This is a genomic window from Blautia difficilis (assembly GCF_014297245.1).
Taxonomy (GTDB): domain Bacteria; phylum Bacillota; class Clostridia; order Lachnospirales; family Lachnospiraceae; genus Blautia_A; species Blautia_A difficilis.
In genome coordinates this window covers 217,063-234,165 of sequence record NZ_JACOQG010000002.1, presented here as the reverse complement: position 1 = coordinate 234,165, position 17,103 = coordinate 217,063, and the positions used below count along the sequence as shown (strand labels likewise).

At 42.9% G+C, this 17,103-nt stretch carries 15 protein-coding genes; 2 read left to right on the top strand and 13 right to left on the bottom strand.

The genetic code is table 11. From position 1 onward, the window contains the following. Positions 1-26 precede the first annotated feature (26 nt). The 3 genes from H8Z82_RS02700 to H8Z82_RS02690 are packed head-to-tail and all read right to left on the bottom strand — an operon-like array spanning position 27 to position 3,228. Entirely contained in the window at positions 27-1,331 is a 1,305-nt protein-coding gene (locus H8Z82_RS02700; protein WP_186994145.1) for an ATP-grasp domain-containing protein, read from the bottom strand. Then, a complete protein-coding gene (locus H8Z82_RS02695) occupies positions 1,328-2,293 on the bottom strand; it encodes a hypothetical protein (RefSeq protein ID WP_186994144.1) in 966 nt (321 codons plus the stop codon). The genes H8Z82_RS02700 and H8Z82_RS02695 overlap by 4 nt, the downstream gene beginning before the upstream one ends. Beyond that, a complete protein-coding gene (locus H8Z82_RS02690; RefSeq protein WP_186994143.1) occupies positions 2,290-3,228 on the bottom strand; it encodes a glycosyltransferase family 2 protein in 939 nt (312 codons plus the stop codon). Before H8Z82_RS02690 ends, H8Z82_RS02695 begins: the two co-directional genes overlap by 4 nt. A 353-nt stretch (positions 3,229-3,581) precedes the next feature. Between H8Z82_RS02690 and H8Z82_RS02685 the strand changes: the two genes are divergently transcribed. Next, complete coding sequence (locus H8Z82_RS02685) at positions 3,582-3,932, top strand: EamA-like transporter family protein (RefSeq protein ID WP_186994142.1); 351 nt, start codon at positions 3,582-3,584, stop codon at positions 3,930-3,932. Then, positions 3,925-4,263: an EamA family transporter gene (locus tag H8Z82_RS02680; protein ID WP_173742787.1), complete on the top strand. Its 339-nt coding sequence runs from the start codon at positions 3,925-3,927 to the stop codon at positions 4,261-4,263. The genes H8Z82_RS02685 and H8Z82_RS02680 overlap by 8 nt, the downstream gene beginning before the upstream one ends. Positions 4,264-4,379: 116 nt before the next feature. Here the strand turns inward: H8Z82_RS02680 and H8Z82_RS02675 are convergent, their stop codons facing one another. From H8Z82_RS02675 to recD2, 10 genes are all read right to left on the bottom strand, one after another. After that, entirely contained in the window at positions 4,380-5,702 is a 1,323-nt protein-coding gene (locus H8Z82_RS02675; RefSeq protein WP_186994141.1) for an N-acetylmuramoyl-L-alanine amidase, read from the bottom strand. 18 nt (positions 5,703-5,720) lie between these two features. Then, the gene (locus H8Z82_RS17540; protein ID WP_186994140.1) at positions 5,721-7,172 is read right to left on the bottom strand and encodes a glycoside hydrolase family 25 protein; all 1,452 of its coding nucleotides are present in this window, start codon (positions 7,170-7,172) and stop codon (positions 5,721-5,723) included. Between the two features lie 208 nt (positions 7,173-7,380). Then, a complete protein-coding gene (locus tag H8Z82_RS02665) occupies positions 7,381-9,918 on the bottom strand; it encodes a L,D-transpeptidase family protein (protein WP_186994139.1) in 2,538 nt (845 codons plus the stop codon). Positions 9,919-9,965: 47 nt separating this feature from the next. Beyond that, positions 9,966-10,229, bottom strand: a complete 264-nt coding sequence (locus tag H8Z82_RS02660; protein WP_019160729.1) for an HPr family phosphocarrier protein — start codon at positions 10,227-10,229, stop codon at positions 9,966-9,968. A 15-nt stretch (positions 10,230-10,244) separates the two neighbouring features. Next, positions 10,245-11,555 (bottom strand): CdaR family protein, encoded by a 1,311-nt coding sequence (locus H8Z82_RS02655; RefSeq protein ID WP_173742791.1) that lies wholly within the window; start codon positions 11,553-11,555, stop codon positions 10,245-10,247. Then, positions 11,533-12,420 carry a diadenylate cyclase CdaA gene (gene cdaA, locus H8Z82_RS02650; protein WP_019160727.1) on the bottom strand — a complete coding sequence of 296 codons (888 nt, stop codon included), beginning with the start codon at positions 12,418-12,420 and terminating at the stop codon, positions 11,533-11,535. The genes H8Z82_RS02655 and cdaA overlap by 23 nt, the downstream gene beginning before the upstream one ends. 61 nt (positions 12,421-12,481) lie before the next feature. Further along, on the bottom strand, positions 12,482-13,579 hold the full coding sequence (locus H8Z82_RS02645; RefSeq protein ID WP_186994138.1) for a hypothetical protein: 1,098 nt from the start codon (positions 13,577-13,579) through the stop codon (positions 12,482-12,484). Beyond that, complete coding sequence (locus H8Z82_RS02640; RefSeq protein ID WP_019160725.1) at positions 13,576-14,010, bottom strand: hypothetical protein; 435 nt, start codon at positions 14,008-14,010, stop codon at positions 13,576-13,578. The genes H8Z82_RS02645 and H8Z82_RS02640 overlap by 4 nt, the downstream gene beginning before the upstream one ends. A gap of 87 nt (positions 14,011-14,097) precedes the next feature. Then, a complete protein-coding gene (locus tag H8Z82_RS02635; protein WP_019160724.1) occupies positions 14,098-14,802 on the bottom strand; it encodes a ComF family protein in 705 nt (234 codons plus the stop codon). Then, the gene (gene recD2 / locus H8Z82_RS02630) at positions 14,799-17,051 is read right to left on the bottom strand and encodes an SF1B family DNA helicase RecD2 (RefSeq protein ID WP_186994137.1); all 2,253 of its coding nucleotides are present in this window, start codon (positions 17,049-17,051) and stop codon (positions 14,799-14,801) included. Before recD2 ends, H8Z82_RS02635 begins: the two co-directional genes overlap by 4 nt. Between the last annotated feature and the right edge of the window lie 52 nt (positions 17,052-17,103).

Sequence of the window (17,103 nt, the reverse complement as noted above, 5' to 3'; positions counted from 1 at the left end):
CATTTTCTCATACTCACATAAGAAATTCAATCTTTACTTTCAGATTCCTGTGCGCTCCTGTATTCCGGAATTTTATTCTGATACACAATTTCTCTGCCCTGGGGATCCCGGATACTCATTTCACGGTAAAAGCTTTCTGTCAAAGCATCCAGTTCCTTCCTGCTGTTCCTGGCAGTATAGTACAAAGCCAGATAAGGATTAGGGCCATATTCTACTACATGCTCACCATCCTGATAAAAAATCCAGTCCTTGATTACTCCCTCCCTTTTTGCCAGTTCTCTGGCAGCACTCTGGTCAGCAATCTCCAGATTCCTTCCCTGGAAATAAATGACAGCACCTTGTCTCAGAGGTTTGTGGATATCATGTGTCTGAAACATCTGCAAGATTTTTTCCTTTTCATACAGCCAGTTAAGAAGGAGTTCTTCTATGGAAAAGCCATAGACAATTTCTGTCAGCTCATGCTCATATCCAAAGAAACGTCCGGCAATCTCGCATACCTGGATACCTTTTCCCGGTTTCCAGAAAAACTGCATGGATAATGCACCATCCTTCTGACCAGTATGACGGATATATTCCTGCAGAATGCCAAGTGCCTCCTCTTCCACCTGGGGCAGCAGGCAGGAGGGATATACATTTCGGGTGCTGAGAGGCAGCATCCCCTCTTCCATTTCTGTTTTTTCTCTGTCTGCAATGCTGATCACCTGTACTTTCTGCCCAGTCACCCAGGTCATCATATTAAATTCATAGCCATCATTATATTCTTCTATAAGAATTTCCTCGCAACTGGTGTATTCTGCAGTCTGCAAAGCTTTTTGGCGGATTTCTTTCGGATTATGGATAATAAAGATACCTCTGGATCCGTATTTATCCAGCGGTTTACAGATCAGTGGATAAGTAAGTTCTCCCACTGTCGCAGCCAGTTCTGTCTCTGTTTTCTCTCTTAAAAAATCTACAGATATTTTTTTATATCCCGGAGAAGGAAGTCCCAGTTTTTCCAGGAGCAGCCGACATGCAGATTTATCCCTGTACCAGGGCAGCTGCTCTGGTTTCAGATAACAGGGCAGTCCTGCCTTGTCCGCAATTTTCACCATACACTCCAAAAGCAGATCTGAAAAAGAAGTGATAATTCCATCTACCTGTTCTTCCCTGCAGAGAACGGCAATCCTGTCGATCTCCGTCACTGGGATCACATAAGATCTGTCCGCATATTTTCTTGCAGGTCCATCCGGATAACCATCACACACCACCGTCTCATATCCCTTTTTTCCTGCCATCTGTACCAGCTCTGTGAATTCTCCCAGAGACCCCAGAATCAATACTTTGTGTCTCATTTTATTTCCTCACATTCCTTTACAACTGCTGCCATATATTCCATCTCTTCAGGCCCATAACGCTGATCGCAGGGTAAGGGCAGGATATCTGCTGCCCAGTGATATTCCAGACTGTCCCTGTCGCAGGTCTCCATCACATTTTTCCAATAAACAGGCACAAATATCTTATGTTCTGCAAGACGTTTTCTGAGTTCAGATCCATTCACGTGAAAATACGGATAAACAAAGGGAGCCTTTGGGATAACCCGGTTAAACACACTGTCTGATCCCAGAAGCCCCGCCAGTATCTCATAATTCTCTTCCCGCTTTTTGGCAGCCTTCTCATAATCGATACCTTTTAGCAGGTTTCTGGTAAGAGCCGACATTCTGCGGATTTCCATATGCTCATAACCTGCAGCATTTTTCAGCATGTCCTTGTAATAAGTACCTGCATCCCGCTCATAGCGTCCCAAAATATGTTTCATCCTGTCCGCTGAATAATCCTGCGGGATTTCCCCTGTGAATCCGGCATCTGTAGACAAATATGCACCATCACTGACACCCCAGAATTTTCTGCAGGAATACAGAGTATCAATTCCCGGAAGAGGTTTCTGAAAAAAGGCATGGGTATGGTCTACAATGATATTCCCGTATATCCTGCTATACTCCAGGATCTGCTCATCTGTAAGCTGTCCATAATAATTCACCAGATAAAGAACCTCATCTTCGTCCAGTTTTTTCCTGGGATATTTCACATTCAGATTCTCATCCAGGTGATAAAATTCTATCTGAATATGATTTTCCTCACAGGTTTCTGTGACAGATGCACACAGAAAAACAGGTAAAATAATCTTTTTGTATCCCTTTGTCTGTAAAAGCCACAAAAGAGCCGTCCTGCCTAAATTTACTCTGTACAGATCAGGATAATATTCTGTCCCCTGCAGCTCTTCCAGCTGAAAATATCCACCGATCTCCTTTTTCATTTTTCCTCTGTATCCTCCCGGCGTATCACATAATGAGGCATTTTTTTTGCTTCATTTAAAATATTCATCAAATAAATCCCCATAATTCCGATGGACAAAAGCACCAGTCCGAAAAACGCCAGCATCACAAGCATCTGAGAAGTCCAGCCCTCTACAGAAATACCCATGGTAAAATATCTCACAAGATAATACACAGCCATGACCATGCTCACCAGAAAGCTGATAATTCCTATATTTCTTACCATTAAAAGCGGAAAAGCTGAATGAGCTGTAATATCATAGATCAGATCCTTTACCAGCCGTTTGAAGGAGTATCCGCTCTTTCCATAAGCTCTGTCTGCATGCTGCACCGGAACATTAATGATCCGGTTAGAGCTGAGTACCAGAAGATTACCAATCTGAGGCAGATAAGTATTTGTCCGAAGCATGGCATCCACCAGGAAACGACGGATCAGTCGATAGCTGGTAATCTGCAGATTGGGATCCTTCCCCAGCATTTTGGAGGTAGCCCACACAGACACCTTTGTACCTAGCTTTCGGATCGGTCCGTGTTTTCTTCCCTCATAGCTGGCTATAATTACATCCACATCCGGGCGTTCTTCCATAACCCGCACCATCTTCGGCAACTCTTCCGGCTGATGCTGGAGATCATCATCCATAGTCACTACAAAATCTCCCTTTACATGGGCAAAACCGCATAAAAGCGCCGGATGCTGACCAAAATTTCTCGCCATCTGTATGATTTTCACTCTGTGATCCCTGCTTCGCAGTTTCTCCATTATCTCATAGGAGCGATCCTTTGATCCATCATCTACCAGAATCAGCTCAAAATCCTCCTTCAAAGTCTCCCGAAATACCCTTTCCAGACGATGATAAAGTTCCTCCAGCGTATGTTCAGAATTATATACAGGAACAACCACTGAATATAAGCTCATATGTCTTCCCTTTCTTTCTTAAAATATTACAATCTTTTTTATCATACCATTTTCGACATTTCTTGTAAAGCGGACATTCACAATCTGCTTCGCGATCTGCGTTCAAGTGTTACTGTTCACACACCACTATCCCGCGAGGTGTTTTGGCATGAATATGCCAAAATCCCGAGACATACAAGCCAAAATTTCATTGCCGCAGGCAATCTGGAATGAATTTTGGCTACGTTACTGTGAACGGAGTGAACAGTAACGTTCAAGTTTTCGGTTCTATAAACTTGACTTCCCTGTATTTTTATGTTAGTGTTCACTCCGAGAGCAAGGAATATCTGCGAATTTTTAATTTTGGAGGAATTATGTCAAAGATCAAAGATTATATACAGCTGCATCTGAATATTCTGCTTTTTTCACTGACCAGTGTATTTTCCAAATTTGCTTCCATTCAATATAACCGTCATGGGCTGCGCTCGCCTATGCTTTATGTCTTTTTATTTTTAATGATCGCAAACTGTGGAGTATATGCCATTGCCTGGCAGCAGGTAATTAAGAAATTTTCCCTGTCCACTGCCTATGCCAACAAAAGTGTATACCTTTTGTGGTCCCAGATCTGGGCTGTTTTTATTTTTCACGAAAGTCTGTCTGTGAGAAATATCATAGGTCTTCTGGTCGTTTTATTTGGAGTCTGGATGGTGCAAAGATATGAATAAAACCTTTATCCTGATCATGCTGGGCGGCACCTTTTTCACTGCTGTTTCCCAGATACTTTTAAAGCAAAGTTCAAACATAAAATACGAAAACAAAATCAGAGAATATCTGAATTTCCGGGTAATCCTTTCCTATGGGATGTTTTTCCTCATCCTTCTTTTAAATACCTGGTGCTATACAAAAGTTGAAATGCGTTATGGACCTGTGATCGATACTGCAGCCTATGTATTTGTCCTTCTCCTTTCCAGACTGATTCTGAAGGAAAAAATCACCAAAGGCAAAATTCTGGGAAATCTGATCATCATTACGGGCATTCTGATCTATACCCTATAGCCCGAAGCCTGTATATCCGAAAAAGCTGCCAGTCTATGGAAATTTTCCACTTTACAAAAAAAGTGCCTGGGACTCTTGTTCCCATGGCACTTTTTATATTTGTAATATCCAATCTGTTATTTTCTGTTTGTGCAGACTCCCTTGGAATCGAAGATGTACTTCTTTCCTGAAGCAGATTTCACAGTCATATTCCTGTACATGTAGGCCGTCTTTCTGTTAAAATAGTACCATTTTCCATTCAGACGCAGCCATCCTGTATGCGCATATCCCTGCTTATCTATATAATAGCGGTTCTTTTTATAGGTACACCATCCACTGCATCTCTTTCCATTTTTATCAAAAATATATCTCTTGGAAGAGTCCGGAGAAATCAACATAATATTTTTATACATAAAACCGGATTTCGTATTAAAATAATACCAGCTTCCATCCAGCTCCAGCCATCCAAGCTGTGCCTTTCCGTCTTTCTGGAAATAATAAGTTTTTTCCTTCACGGTCTGCCAGCCATACTGCCGTTTTCCGGTTTTATCTACATAATAAATGCCATCTTCCAGATTAAGGATCTTGTTCTTCTGCACTTTTCCCTTTATATAATAATAGTAGTCTCCGTTCTTCTCTTTCCAAAGCTTCTCCGGTTCAGAGGGTACGGGAGTCGGTGTAGGAGTTGGTGTTTCCGTAATAACTTTATCAGGCAGCTGTTTACAATATCGGACGATCGCATTGGCATCTGCCTGACCGATCTTCTTCAATTTGGCATTGGAGCTCAGGAATCTGGTAACATCTGACCGATTACTGATAAATGCATGCTCAATGATCACCCCCGGAATATTTGCCTCCACACTCTGTGCAACAATCCCATAATAATCCCGTGGTTTTCCATTAGGATATTTGCTTCCGCTTTCGCTCATCCGGTATTCCATTCCCTTTGTTTCCGGAAAGCGGATACGAAGCCCCAGTTTTTTCAGTTCTTCCACCACATAACTGCCAAACAGCTTTTCCTGTGCAGCCAGCTTTGGTCTGTAAGTTCCCTTGGAGATCATTACAGATGCACCATTAGGCGAAGGGCTCTCGGAATCATTAATATGCTGACTTACCAGCAGATCTGCATGATACTGCTTTGCAATCATCACTCTCTCACTGAGTCCCTTTGTTTCATTTTTGGATTTGGTAAGATAAACCTCAATATTGTTCTCTTTACTCAATGCCTGCATCGTGTAATTGGCAATCTTCCAGTTGATCTCCTCTTCTCGGTATACCTTACCGTTATATACAGCACTGGCACCTGACTCTCCGCCCCCATGTCCCGGATCCAATACTACTACATGCTTCTGTACTGATGTTGTTTCACTATCTGCATATACGGATGCTCCGGCAGACAAGCTTGAAATTCCCACTGCTGCTGCTAAAACGATGCCTATTATTTTCTTCGTCTTTTTCATTTTCATCCTTCTTTTCATTTATTTTTTCTTATACTGTCTGATACATATACCAGCTTTGTCAAATACAGATACTATCTTTCTGGCACTGGTCAGAGTAATATTTTCTGCCCGGGTCCCTGAAAGCTTAGCACTGCCTTTATAAAAATAATACTTTTTACCCTGATATGTCAACCAACCTTTATATGCTTTTCCATTTTTCTGGAAATAATAGGTATGATACACACCATTTTCTTTTACTCTGTACATACCATTCTGGTACCTGACACCATCCTTGTCAAAGAAATAGATGTCCCCGTTTGTCCTGGTTACCCGGCGGTTTTTATACATCCATCCCTTTTTGGCATGAAACCAGTAATATTTACCGTCAATCTTTTTCATTCCCTTGGCTGCAGCACCGTTTTCCGAAAAATAATAGGTTTTTCCCTCTATTGTCTTCCAGCCTGTGGCTTTCACTCCTTCAATATAATAGCAGAGCGCGCCATCCTCCTCTATCCAGCCATTCTTGACAGGTTCCTGTACACTGTCTCCGTCCTGATCCGGCTTTACAGAAGGTGTATAATTGGAATCTGCCTTCCATCTGGGTGTAATCTTTCTGGTGTAATCTACATATCCAAAATCCACATCTACATCATTCTCTGACGGAATCCCAGGAATCAGCCCTTTGGTAGAGTTCAGTCCAGATGCAGTATTTCCGTCTGTAGCCTGCCATATTGTATAGGAATAGCGGTCTGCATCCGGAGCCTGAATCTTATCCCCGTAGCTGGCAATCCACACATCCACACCGGGTAAAAGACTCCAGTCCACATAAGTATCATGCCAGTATGTATTACAGTACACCATGGGGTAATATCCTGCCTTCCGCACCTCATTGCAAAAAGTCAGCGCCAGTCTGGATATCTCTGTAGAAGAAAGCTTCTGCATCCCACTATATTCCAAATCATAAACCACCGGATAAGAAACTTTATAACCATCCATTTTTGAAATAGCAAGTTTGGCCTCCTTCAGGGCTGTTTCTGTATTGGTCGCAGTACTGAACACATAGGTTCCCACAGGAACACCTGCTAGCTCTGCCTGGGTCATATTATAATCATAGGTTTTATCCATATATGTCAAACCATAAGAAATTCTCACAAGTGCGAAATCAATCCCTGCGTTCTTAACCTTTGTCCAGTTTATTTTCCCCTGCCATTCAGAAACATCCATTCCCCATGTAATAGCTCCCGGTATCGCCACGCCGCTGCCATTATAACAGACTCCGTTTATTTTTTTCCATGCTTTGGGAGATACCTTTTTTTCAGTTTTCTCTGAAGCCCCTGCTGAGGGTACACATTCCAGTTCTTCCTCAGCCACGGTGCTTCGCCTGTCATAATGAGGATTGGCCTTCGCAGAATGCAATGGAAATGCCATACATATAGATACCGCCAGCAATCCTGCCAGCAGTCCCTTTTTCACATCATTCGCTTTTCTCATACTTTTTCTCCTGTTCATTTGTATCCTGTTTTTGTTCGATATGTTTGTTACATTTTTGTTAAGAATATTATACACGTTCCCCTCTTATCTTGCAAGACAACAGTTACAACTGAGCAGGAGACTTACTTACTTCATTCAATTAAAAGAACAAAAAGCGCATCGGGATTCATCGACCCGAAACGCTTTTCTTTTGTTCATTATATGTTTATTATGCTGCAGGATCTGTAGGATCAAAATTTCCTGCCCCTCTCAGAGGAGTAATTGGTTTCTTTCCAAGCGGTCCCTTAAAGACGTCATCTGCTTTGTACTTTCCATCCATAATGTGGATAACAGAACCATTGCAGTTTTCATATACCCATTTTGCATCAGCAACACATGCACGGATACAACCATGGGATGCCGGCTGTCCAAGCTTCAAGTACTCTCCAACCGGAAGATTATAACGGTTAGGCTGACCGCAGGCAATAGAATGAATAAAGATTCCTCCCTGTCCGCATCCATCTACATGAGTTCCGTACTGTCCCCAGGATGGTCCCATCAATGGCTGCCATACAGCACTACGGCTAAGTCTGTAGGTTCCCGTCCAGGTAGGTGTTCCCGGCAAGCCTACGGATACGCGGATTGTCTTGATCGGTATTGTCTTGGAAGAATCCGTATAAACAGTCATAACACCATTAACCCTGTCAACTTCCAGGAAATAAGAACTTCTTCTGTACATACTGGTCACATCTGAAATTCTGTATCCATTTTTATCAAAGTAGTAAAGTACACCATTTACTCTCAGGCTGGTATTTTTTGCAAATCCATTTCCATTTGGATCAATGTATTTCACCAGATTCTGTGCATTACTTACAATTACCCATCCTGTAGTGTATTTTCCGGTAGCATCCAGATATCCGTTGACACCGTTCTTCTTCATGAACTGATTGGTCTGTACTTTGTAATTTTTCAGATAATACCAGGATCCATTATACTTTTTCCATCTGTCTGTATACAGACCGCCGGTGGAAGATGCAATATACCAGTTATTCTTGTAACGCACCATGGTATTTTTGTACATAGTTCCCTTGTGGACCTGTGCATTGGAAACCTCAAACAGATACATTTTTCCGTTCATTTTTGTAAGACCGCTGGCCAGTTTTCCGCTTGGGGTAAAATATAGCCCTGCTGAAGTCAGCTTATCTGTATAATGGTTTCCCTTGGAATCAAAGTAAAACCATCCCACATACTGACCATTTGTCCTTGTGATCTTCTGCCATCCGTGCTTCTCTTCTACTCTGCCCGGAGTTTTTCCGAAATAATAATAATGATTTCCCACACGGTTCCATCTGTTTTTCCAGGAAACTCTCTTACCATTGGCTGCAAAATAATATCTATAATTATTGTATCTTACCAGTGTATCTCTGTAGATCACACCGTTTTTATCTGTTGCATAATAAGCTCCATTGGCAGCTTTTTTCATGGTGCTTTTCAGGATATAGCCATTGGCATCCAGCAGATAAGTGGAATCTCCTTTGATATTTTTGTCCAGTCTTGTAGCAGTTACACCACGCTTATAATATTTACCGATATCTTTAATATCAGCACCCATGCTGTAATAGAGCCAACGTTCCCCTTTGCTGTCAATCACCTGTCTCCAGCCTTCATGGAACATCCGTCCCGGAATTGTACTGTTCTCTTCAAAATAATACTGATTGGAAACCCCGTTTACAGTCAATGTGATATCTCCTGTCCGCGGTTTTCCGCTTTCATCCAGACAGTAATATTCACCATTGATCTTAAAGTAACCAGTGTATGTTCCGGCTTCCTTCTGTTTCTTTTCCAACTGTTCAATGGTTTCCTGTACACCATTCGCATCAAAATAACGGAATACGCTGCCGTCCCACTGCCAGGTCGCTTTCTTCTGCTGTCCTACTGTAGAAGCATAGGGAGTTATAGCCTCATTTTCACAGCCCGGATATACAACTGCTTCCTCTGCTGTAGTAAAATAATACTGTACAGTATCCTCAGAGGCTTCTGCTGCACCAACTACAGCTTCTGCGCTGTCCTCTTCTTCCCCTTCTGTGGTAACAGCTGCTGTTTCCGGATTTACCTCAGCCTGTCCGGTCACCATATAACCATTTTCATCAAAAAGGTAACATCCTGTATGTAATTCCCCTTTGTACTCCGTGCTGATTTCCACAAGACCATCAGCTGCTGTATAAAAGCTCTCCGATGAAAGCTCATTCTGCTGTACCTCTGTCTCTGAAGCATCCGGCTGTACGGAAGCTTCCTCAACTATTTCAGGGGAATCTGTCTCATCCTCCGCTTCCGGCTGCGCATAAACCTCTTCTGCTGCATCTGTCCCAAACTCAGCAGATACCTGGTTTTCCTCTTCTGCTGCCGGTGAAGTCACTGTTTTGTGTAATTTAAAATGTCCGTTTTCCTGAACCCAGTCTTCAGCCTGGACAACCACTGCTGCCCCGGCCTCCAGAGAACCATCTGCCACAACAGTTCCGGCTGTTCCAGTAGATAACTCATCCTCCGCATCAGAACTGAACTCATCCTGTATGTGGTCAGTGTCATCTGTCTGAGCATCCTGTTCATCCCCATCGCCTGCAGAAAACACATCAACATTTTCTGTTTCTTCCATTTCTGCCTGAACCATCTCGCCATCCGGTGAACTGAATGCCGCTGCTCCTGCTTCTCCCACAGTAGCCAGACTTAACGTCAGTCCCAACATCACTGCAACCAATCTTTTCTTCACAATAACATCCTCCTTCTTATATTTCCCTATATCCGGAATCCACAGCTTTATTCTCCCAGTCCGTCATCAATTGCACCTGTCAGACCGTCCAGAGCCTCCTGCTCATCAATTCCCTCACATATAAGTTCTATTTCATCCCCACATTTTATACAGGCACCCAATACACTGAGTACACTCTTCGCATTGGCAGTTCCTCCACAGTAACCAAAGGTTACCTTAGACTGATATTTTATCGCCTCATTGCAGAGGATTCCTGCAGGTCTCAGATGAAGACCCGTGGGATTCTTAATTGTTACTTTCTTACTGACCATTCTCTTTACCTCTTATCACTTGCTCTCATCCGAAACGGAGGCGGGCGAGATCACAACCTCTGTATAGACATCCTCCACCATTTCATATCCATCCGGAAGACTCAGTTTCACAGGAACCTTATAGTTTCCGGCCTCCTTATCTTTCAAATCTATTTCAGCCTTAACATCCTCATTAATATTCAGATCTTCCAAATCCTCCGATTCTGATTTGATTCTGAGGGCAATCTGTGCAGTTTCAAATGTTACCTGAAGATTATCCGGTTTATTCTTAACCTCTATATTCTTGGTCGGCAAATTAAATTCCTGGCTTCCAACCGGAAGAATACTCACCGTTACCCACACATCTTCACTGGAATCACTGGTAAGCTTCACATTATCCGGAAGGAGATTCTTCAGACTGATTTTTCTCTCCACATCCTTGGATTCACCTGAAATATCAATACGATCTGCCGGAATAGTAATCATATTATCATTTTCAGACAAACTCTCCAGACCCTCTGTATTTCCTGCAACGCTGATCGTATCCGGCACAGTCTTCACAGATCCAACCTGGTATCCGCCAGCAGGTGTTCCTACATATCCTGCTGCAATTTTAACTCCTGTGCGGATTTTCCAGAGCTTGGCAGTAACAACAACCTTGGCATTATTCTCAATTCTCAGAGAATTCATCTCCGATTCAGAAAGCGCCTCCTGATTCTTATCATAGATCGTAAGATTTACTTCCTGGGTATAGTCCTCTGTATTGCCATCCAAGGCAATAGTAGCATTTACCTTATCTATTTTATTCACCAGGGTTTTGGGACCTGTAATTCTTATTTTCTCCGGACTGGCAGTCAGGCTTCCCACCTCATAATCCTTTCCCGGCTTTGTGTCTCCCTTACTCACATTCACCACAAATTCCTGGGTTTCTTTTTCATCCAAATTAACCGTAAGATTCTGAGGTGTAACCTTAATATCACTTGGCAGCACTCCGGATGCCAAGCAGGTGACTGTGATCGGAACCATTACCGGATCTGTATCCAGACTTACCGCCTGCTGCAAATCTGCCACAGCCGTAATATCTGACAGTCTGATCCTGTCCCTGACTTTTTTACTTGCAGTGATGGCAACCTTTACAGAATCCTGATTTTCTTCCGGCATACACATTTTACCGATGGTATCTGAAGATTCTACATATTCTTTATTAATCAGCTCCACATCTGTGATCGTATAATAATTGGTGCCAACAGGATTATCGATATTCACCACAATCAGCCATACAACAATTGCGATTGCCACAGACATGATCTTCAAAGAAAGATTATCAGTGAGTTTTCTCTTCTTCATGCTTCATTCTTCCTTTCAGTAAATGCCGAAGCTTGCTGTTGTCTACAACCTGTTTATTCTGAGCCCTTACCAGGATCTCTCTGAGTTTGGCACTGTTTACTCCCCGGATCAGTCTTCCGTTCTGGGCCACAGATACCTGTCCTGTCTCCTCCGATACAATAATCGTCACGGAATCTGTCTGTTCACTGATTCCAACACCTGCCCTGTGCCGTGTTCCCAGCTGTTTGCTCAGTTCCATATTATCTGAAAGAGGCAGGTAACAGGTTGCTGCCACAATTCGGTTCTCTCTCACGATCACAGCTCCGTCATGAAGCGGAGTATTGTGTTCAAAAATATTGATCAGAAGCTGGCTGGTCAGGATTGCATCTACATTAATCCCTGTACGGATATAATCTGTCAGCTTTTCCTCCTGCTCAATCACAATCAATGCCCCTGTCTTTACTTCTCCCATATCAAAGCATGCCTTCACCAGTTCACTGATTGTCTTATCTGTAAACCTCTCCTTAACCTCCTTTCCCGCATCAAAGGGAATGAGGGCGGACATAATCTTCTTCTGTCCCAGCTGCTCCAGAACCTTACGAAGCTCAGGCTGGAATATAACGATCACACCTACGATCAAAGTGCTGGCCAGATTGGAAAAAATCCACAAAATGGTATTCATCTTGAAGATATAAGCAACAAGGATAAACAGGAGAACTACCAGAATTCCTTTCAGCAGGGTATAAGCATGGGTATATTTTATCCATACCATGAACTGATATACAAAAAAAGCGATCAGTGCAATCTGAATAATGTCGATTATGCCTACCTTGGGAAAAGCGATTCTTGATAACATTTCCACCAGATTTCCCGCAATATTCTGCATAACGTTCTCCTTTCCAAAATAACAGAGCGCCCCCAGTTATTTTAAATCTGTAATTCGAATTTTATAAATCTTTTAAAGATTCTTCCAGTTTTTTCTCAAAATCTGAAGGATCCACCTCATTCTGCCTGACCACAGGCACTGCATCTGCAGCCTGCTGTGATGCAGTATTTTCACCGTGGAAAATAGGATTTGCATAGGAAACCACCTGATCCTCCACTGCTGTATCCTCTTTTACAGGTTCCGCATTTATCTTCTTGATACTCCGCTCAGAAGTAGCTACCGCTGCCTTGGGAACAGCTTTCACATAGTAATAATACTCATCATCCTCATATTCCAGTCTCTCGGTCCGGCTGTAATCTCCACCAAATACCAGAAATTCCAGAAGTAATCCTACAACTACAGATACTACTGTATAAATAATAGTCTGTACAATATTAATATTCAGTCCAAAATAGAAACCACCGGCCAGAATTATGAGCACATAAACCACGCCGCCCATTACAATGGAAATTCTCCATGCATAATCAAAAGAACGGGTACGGATCAGATTCACAAGGAGGATCACCGCCACAAAAGCCACCACTGTGATCCACATTCCCCAGTTCTGTACTACTCCGTCTGCCAGAAGCTTCAGCTTATCTGTCATAAGAACATCCGGATTCTCCAGAAGCTTATGCTGCACCTTCAGAAAACGAATAAAATAATAAACAATTACTCCACAGCCTGCCGGAAGCGCAGAAACTGCACTGCTTAACAAACCACTTCCAATAGGAAGAAGAGCCGGTATACTGAATCCGAAAGAAAGAGGGGTAAATACCAGTACCAGATTTGTGCCTGCGCTGAATCGAAGAAAAAGAATCAGCATAAACAAGATCAGTACCAGCAGAAAACCTGCTACCTCTATCCCCAGGGCATAACCGTGAGCGATCATCAGGGCAAAACCTGCAAAAATCATAACTCCGGAAGGTAAAATCGAACAGATCAGGGCCAAGATGAGAACAATAAATATATTATTGAGCTGGCTCATATATCCCATATTTACATTGATCCATGTAAAATATAAAAATGCCAGAATACAACGAAGCACCGGCAGGATATAAATTTCATGCTGTCCATATAAATTCTTAATCTTCTGTTTTAATTCAAGTAATGCTGTCATTTTCTATATCCTCCTGGAATTCCTCTGGCCGAGGATTTTTTCTCTTCACGTCCATATATCCTGTTCAACTGTATCAGTTCACTGTAATATTTTTTCACACTTTTTTTTGCACGGTGATATTTCACAGAATACTGTATGTATGTGAGCAGTGAAAAAACGATCAACACAGCAACATACCCCACAACAATCTCTGTTCCCAGCTTTACCAGATTCATTTTATGAATATTCTCCATCAGGTATTCTCCGAAATATGCCGCAACTCCGGCCAGTGCCAGGCCATATCCTATGGTCACAAGGAAAAAATTCTTGATCAGAGCCAGACCAATGTAATCACTTCTGTAATATTTGCTCACCGGAAGGTATTTTTTTCCCTCTCCTTGTTCATACATTGCAAGCTTATTCATGATTTTTATCTTTTCTTCATTTAACATAAATAACTCCTTAAACGCACGTGAACTTGTAATCATACAGATTAATTGTATCATACATCATCTGTTAATGAAAGCCTTAAATCCAATTTATATCCTGCCAATACACACAGTGAGAAAATAAACTGCCGATGCACCTTTTTTCTTCAGACAGGACGCCATGGCATCTACAGTACTGCCGGTAGTATAAACATCATCCACCACCAGAATCCTCTTTCCATTCACCTCTCCATTAACCAAAAAAGCTTCCTCCAGATTTTTTCTTCTCTGCACAGCAGTCAGCTTTTTCTGAGATTTTGTCTTCCGAATTTTGAGAACCAGCTCCTGCCTGACAGGAATTCCTGTGTAATCGCCCAGTTTTTCTGCCAGAAATGCAGCCTGATTAAATCCCCGCATCCGAAGCTTTGTACGATGTACAGGCACAGGTACGATCAGATCCGGATTCCAGTCTCTCACATCCCTGCTGCCATAAAGATACATTGCCCTGGCATAAAACTCTCCGTATTCCCTGCATCCGCTGTATTTATATCTGAGAACAGATTTTCGCATCCTGTCATCATATACAAAGATACCTCTGCCCTGATCAAAAATATGAGGATGCCTGAGACAATCTGCACAGTATTCCCCTTTTTCCACAGGCTTCCCGCACAAATAGCATCTGGGCTGACCGATAGGTTTCAGTTTTTTTTCACATTCCGGACAGATCAGTCTGTTCTGATCCTTTAGTATTTTCTGACACACCGGACAACATCTGGGGTAAAAAACATTCAGGATATTTCTCAGCAGTGAATTCACCCTTCGCCTTTCTTTATTGACTCATTCAGCTCCCGGATCCGCTCATCCAGGGCACTGTAACGTTTTTGCTGTTTTTCATTGCGGATCATCTCCGCAAAGGTTTCCTCACTGCCTACCACAGTTACACATTTCCTGGCCCTGGTCACAGCAGTATACAAAAGGTTTCTGTTTAAAAGCATCTGGGGACCGGACAAAACAGGCAGGATTACTGCCGGATATTCCGAACCCTGGGATTTATGTATGGTAATCGCGTAGGCCAGCTCCAGTTCCTCCAGCTGCTTAAAAGAATAGGTAGCAAAACGTCCATCTTCAAACTCAACCTCCGCAGTTTCGGCAAATTCATTAATCTCACGTAAAATTCCGGTATCACCGTTAAAAACTCCAATTCCCTTTTCTACCGGGATCCCATATCTTCCTCTGACCTCCCATTCCATCTGATAATCATTCTTAATCTGCATTACCTTATCCCCCTGACGGAACAGGCGATCTCCCAGTGTTTTTTCCTTTTTGGAACCATCCTGAGGATTCAGATATCTCTGGAACATCTGGTTTAGCCGTTCCACTCCCAGAAGACCTTTTCGCATGGGTGTCAGTACCTGGATTTCAAAAGGTCTGGCATTTACATATCTGGGCAACTTATCCTGGATCAGCGCGATCACCACACGGATGATCATATCCGCATCATATCTCTTCAGAAAAAAGAAATCCCGGCTTTTATTATGAATTTCTACCGGTTCTCCGCGGTTAATCTTATGGGCATTTACTACAATGTCACTTTCAGAAGCCTGACGGAAGATCTTGGTCAGCTCTATTACCGGAAAGCAGCCGCTGTGGATAATATCTCTCAGCACATTTCCCGGTCCCACACTGGGGAGCTGGTTTTCGTCCCCTACCAGAATCAGTCTGGTTCCCGCTGTAATTGCCAGAAGCAGAGAATGCATCAGATGAATATCCACCATGGACATCTCATCAATAATGATCACATCTGCCTCCAGAGGATTCTGTGCATTTCTCTCAAAATGTACAGCCCCGACGCTTCTGTCATCCTCCGGCATCCCATTCAGCTCCAGAAGTCTGTGGATGGTCTGTGCTTCATATCCGGTAGCCTCTGTCATTCGTTTGGCTGCCCTGCCTGTAGGTGCAGCCAGCCGAAGCTCAGCGCCCTCTCCCTCAAAAAACCGGATGATTGCATTGATCGTAGTTGTTTTTCCTGTACCCGGTCCTCCGGTCAGTATGAAAAGTCCATGGCCAGCTGCTTCTGTCACTGCTTTTTTCTGCATCTCATCCAGCACTGTACCGGTTTCCTTTTCAATGGCTGCAATCCTCTTTTCTACAATATTCTCATCCTCAGGGCAACAAATATTCAACTCACAGAGCATTCTGGCAGTATTCAGCTCCAGATAATAATACTGGCTGGGATAAATGATTTTTTCGCCCTTCTTTTCCTGCATTACCAGCTTTCTGTCCAGAAGCATATCCATTAGATGCTTCTCCATATAAGATTCATCCACTCCCAGAAGCTTTGCACATCTGGCAAAAAGCTGTTCCTTGGGAAGGTACGTATGCCCTTCTCCCGAAGCCTGCAGCAAAGTATACAACATTCCACTGCGGATTCTGTAATCTGAATCTGCATGGATTCCTATTCTGGCTGCAATCTCATCTGCGATCTTAAATCCTACCCCCGAAATGTCCTCAGCCAGTCTGTAGGGATTTTCCTGCAGTACTGTATAAAGGGAATCCTTGTACTTCTGATATATTTTAGCTCCCAGATTCAGAGAAATCCCATACTTCTGCAAAAAAATCATAGCCTTGCGCATTTCTGTTTTTTCTGTTACCTGAGCCGCAATTTCTCTGGCCTTCTTTTCGCTGATCCCCTTCACTTCAGCCAGTCGCTCAGGTTCCTCTTCCACGATCCGAATGGTATCTTCGCCAAACCTGCGCACAATCCTGGCAGCCAGTGCTGCACCAATACCTTTGATCGCTCCGGAGCCCAGATATCGTTCCATAGCATATGTATCCTCTGGAATCTTCTCTACAAAAGATGAAATCTGAAACTGTTTTCCATATACAGGATGGTGGGTATAAATCCCGGATGCCTGGATGGTTGTCCCCTGCGAGATAGCCGGGAAGCTTCCCACACAGGTTAGTTCTTCCTCATTTTCTGAATTTTTCACCACCATAACTGTATAACCATTTTCTTCATTTCTGAAAATGATGTGATCTATATATCCCGTAACAGTTTCACTCATTTATTTTCTTCCTTTCCCTGATCCGTCCAATCTATGATAACAGAGGCAAATT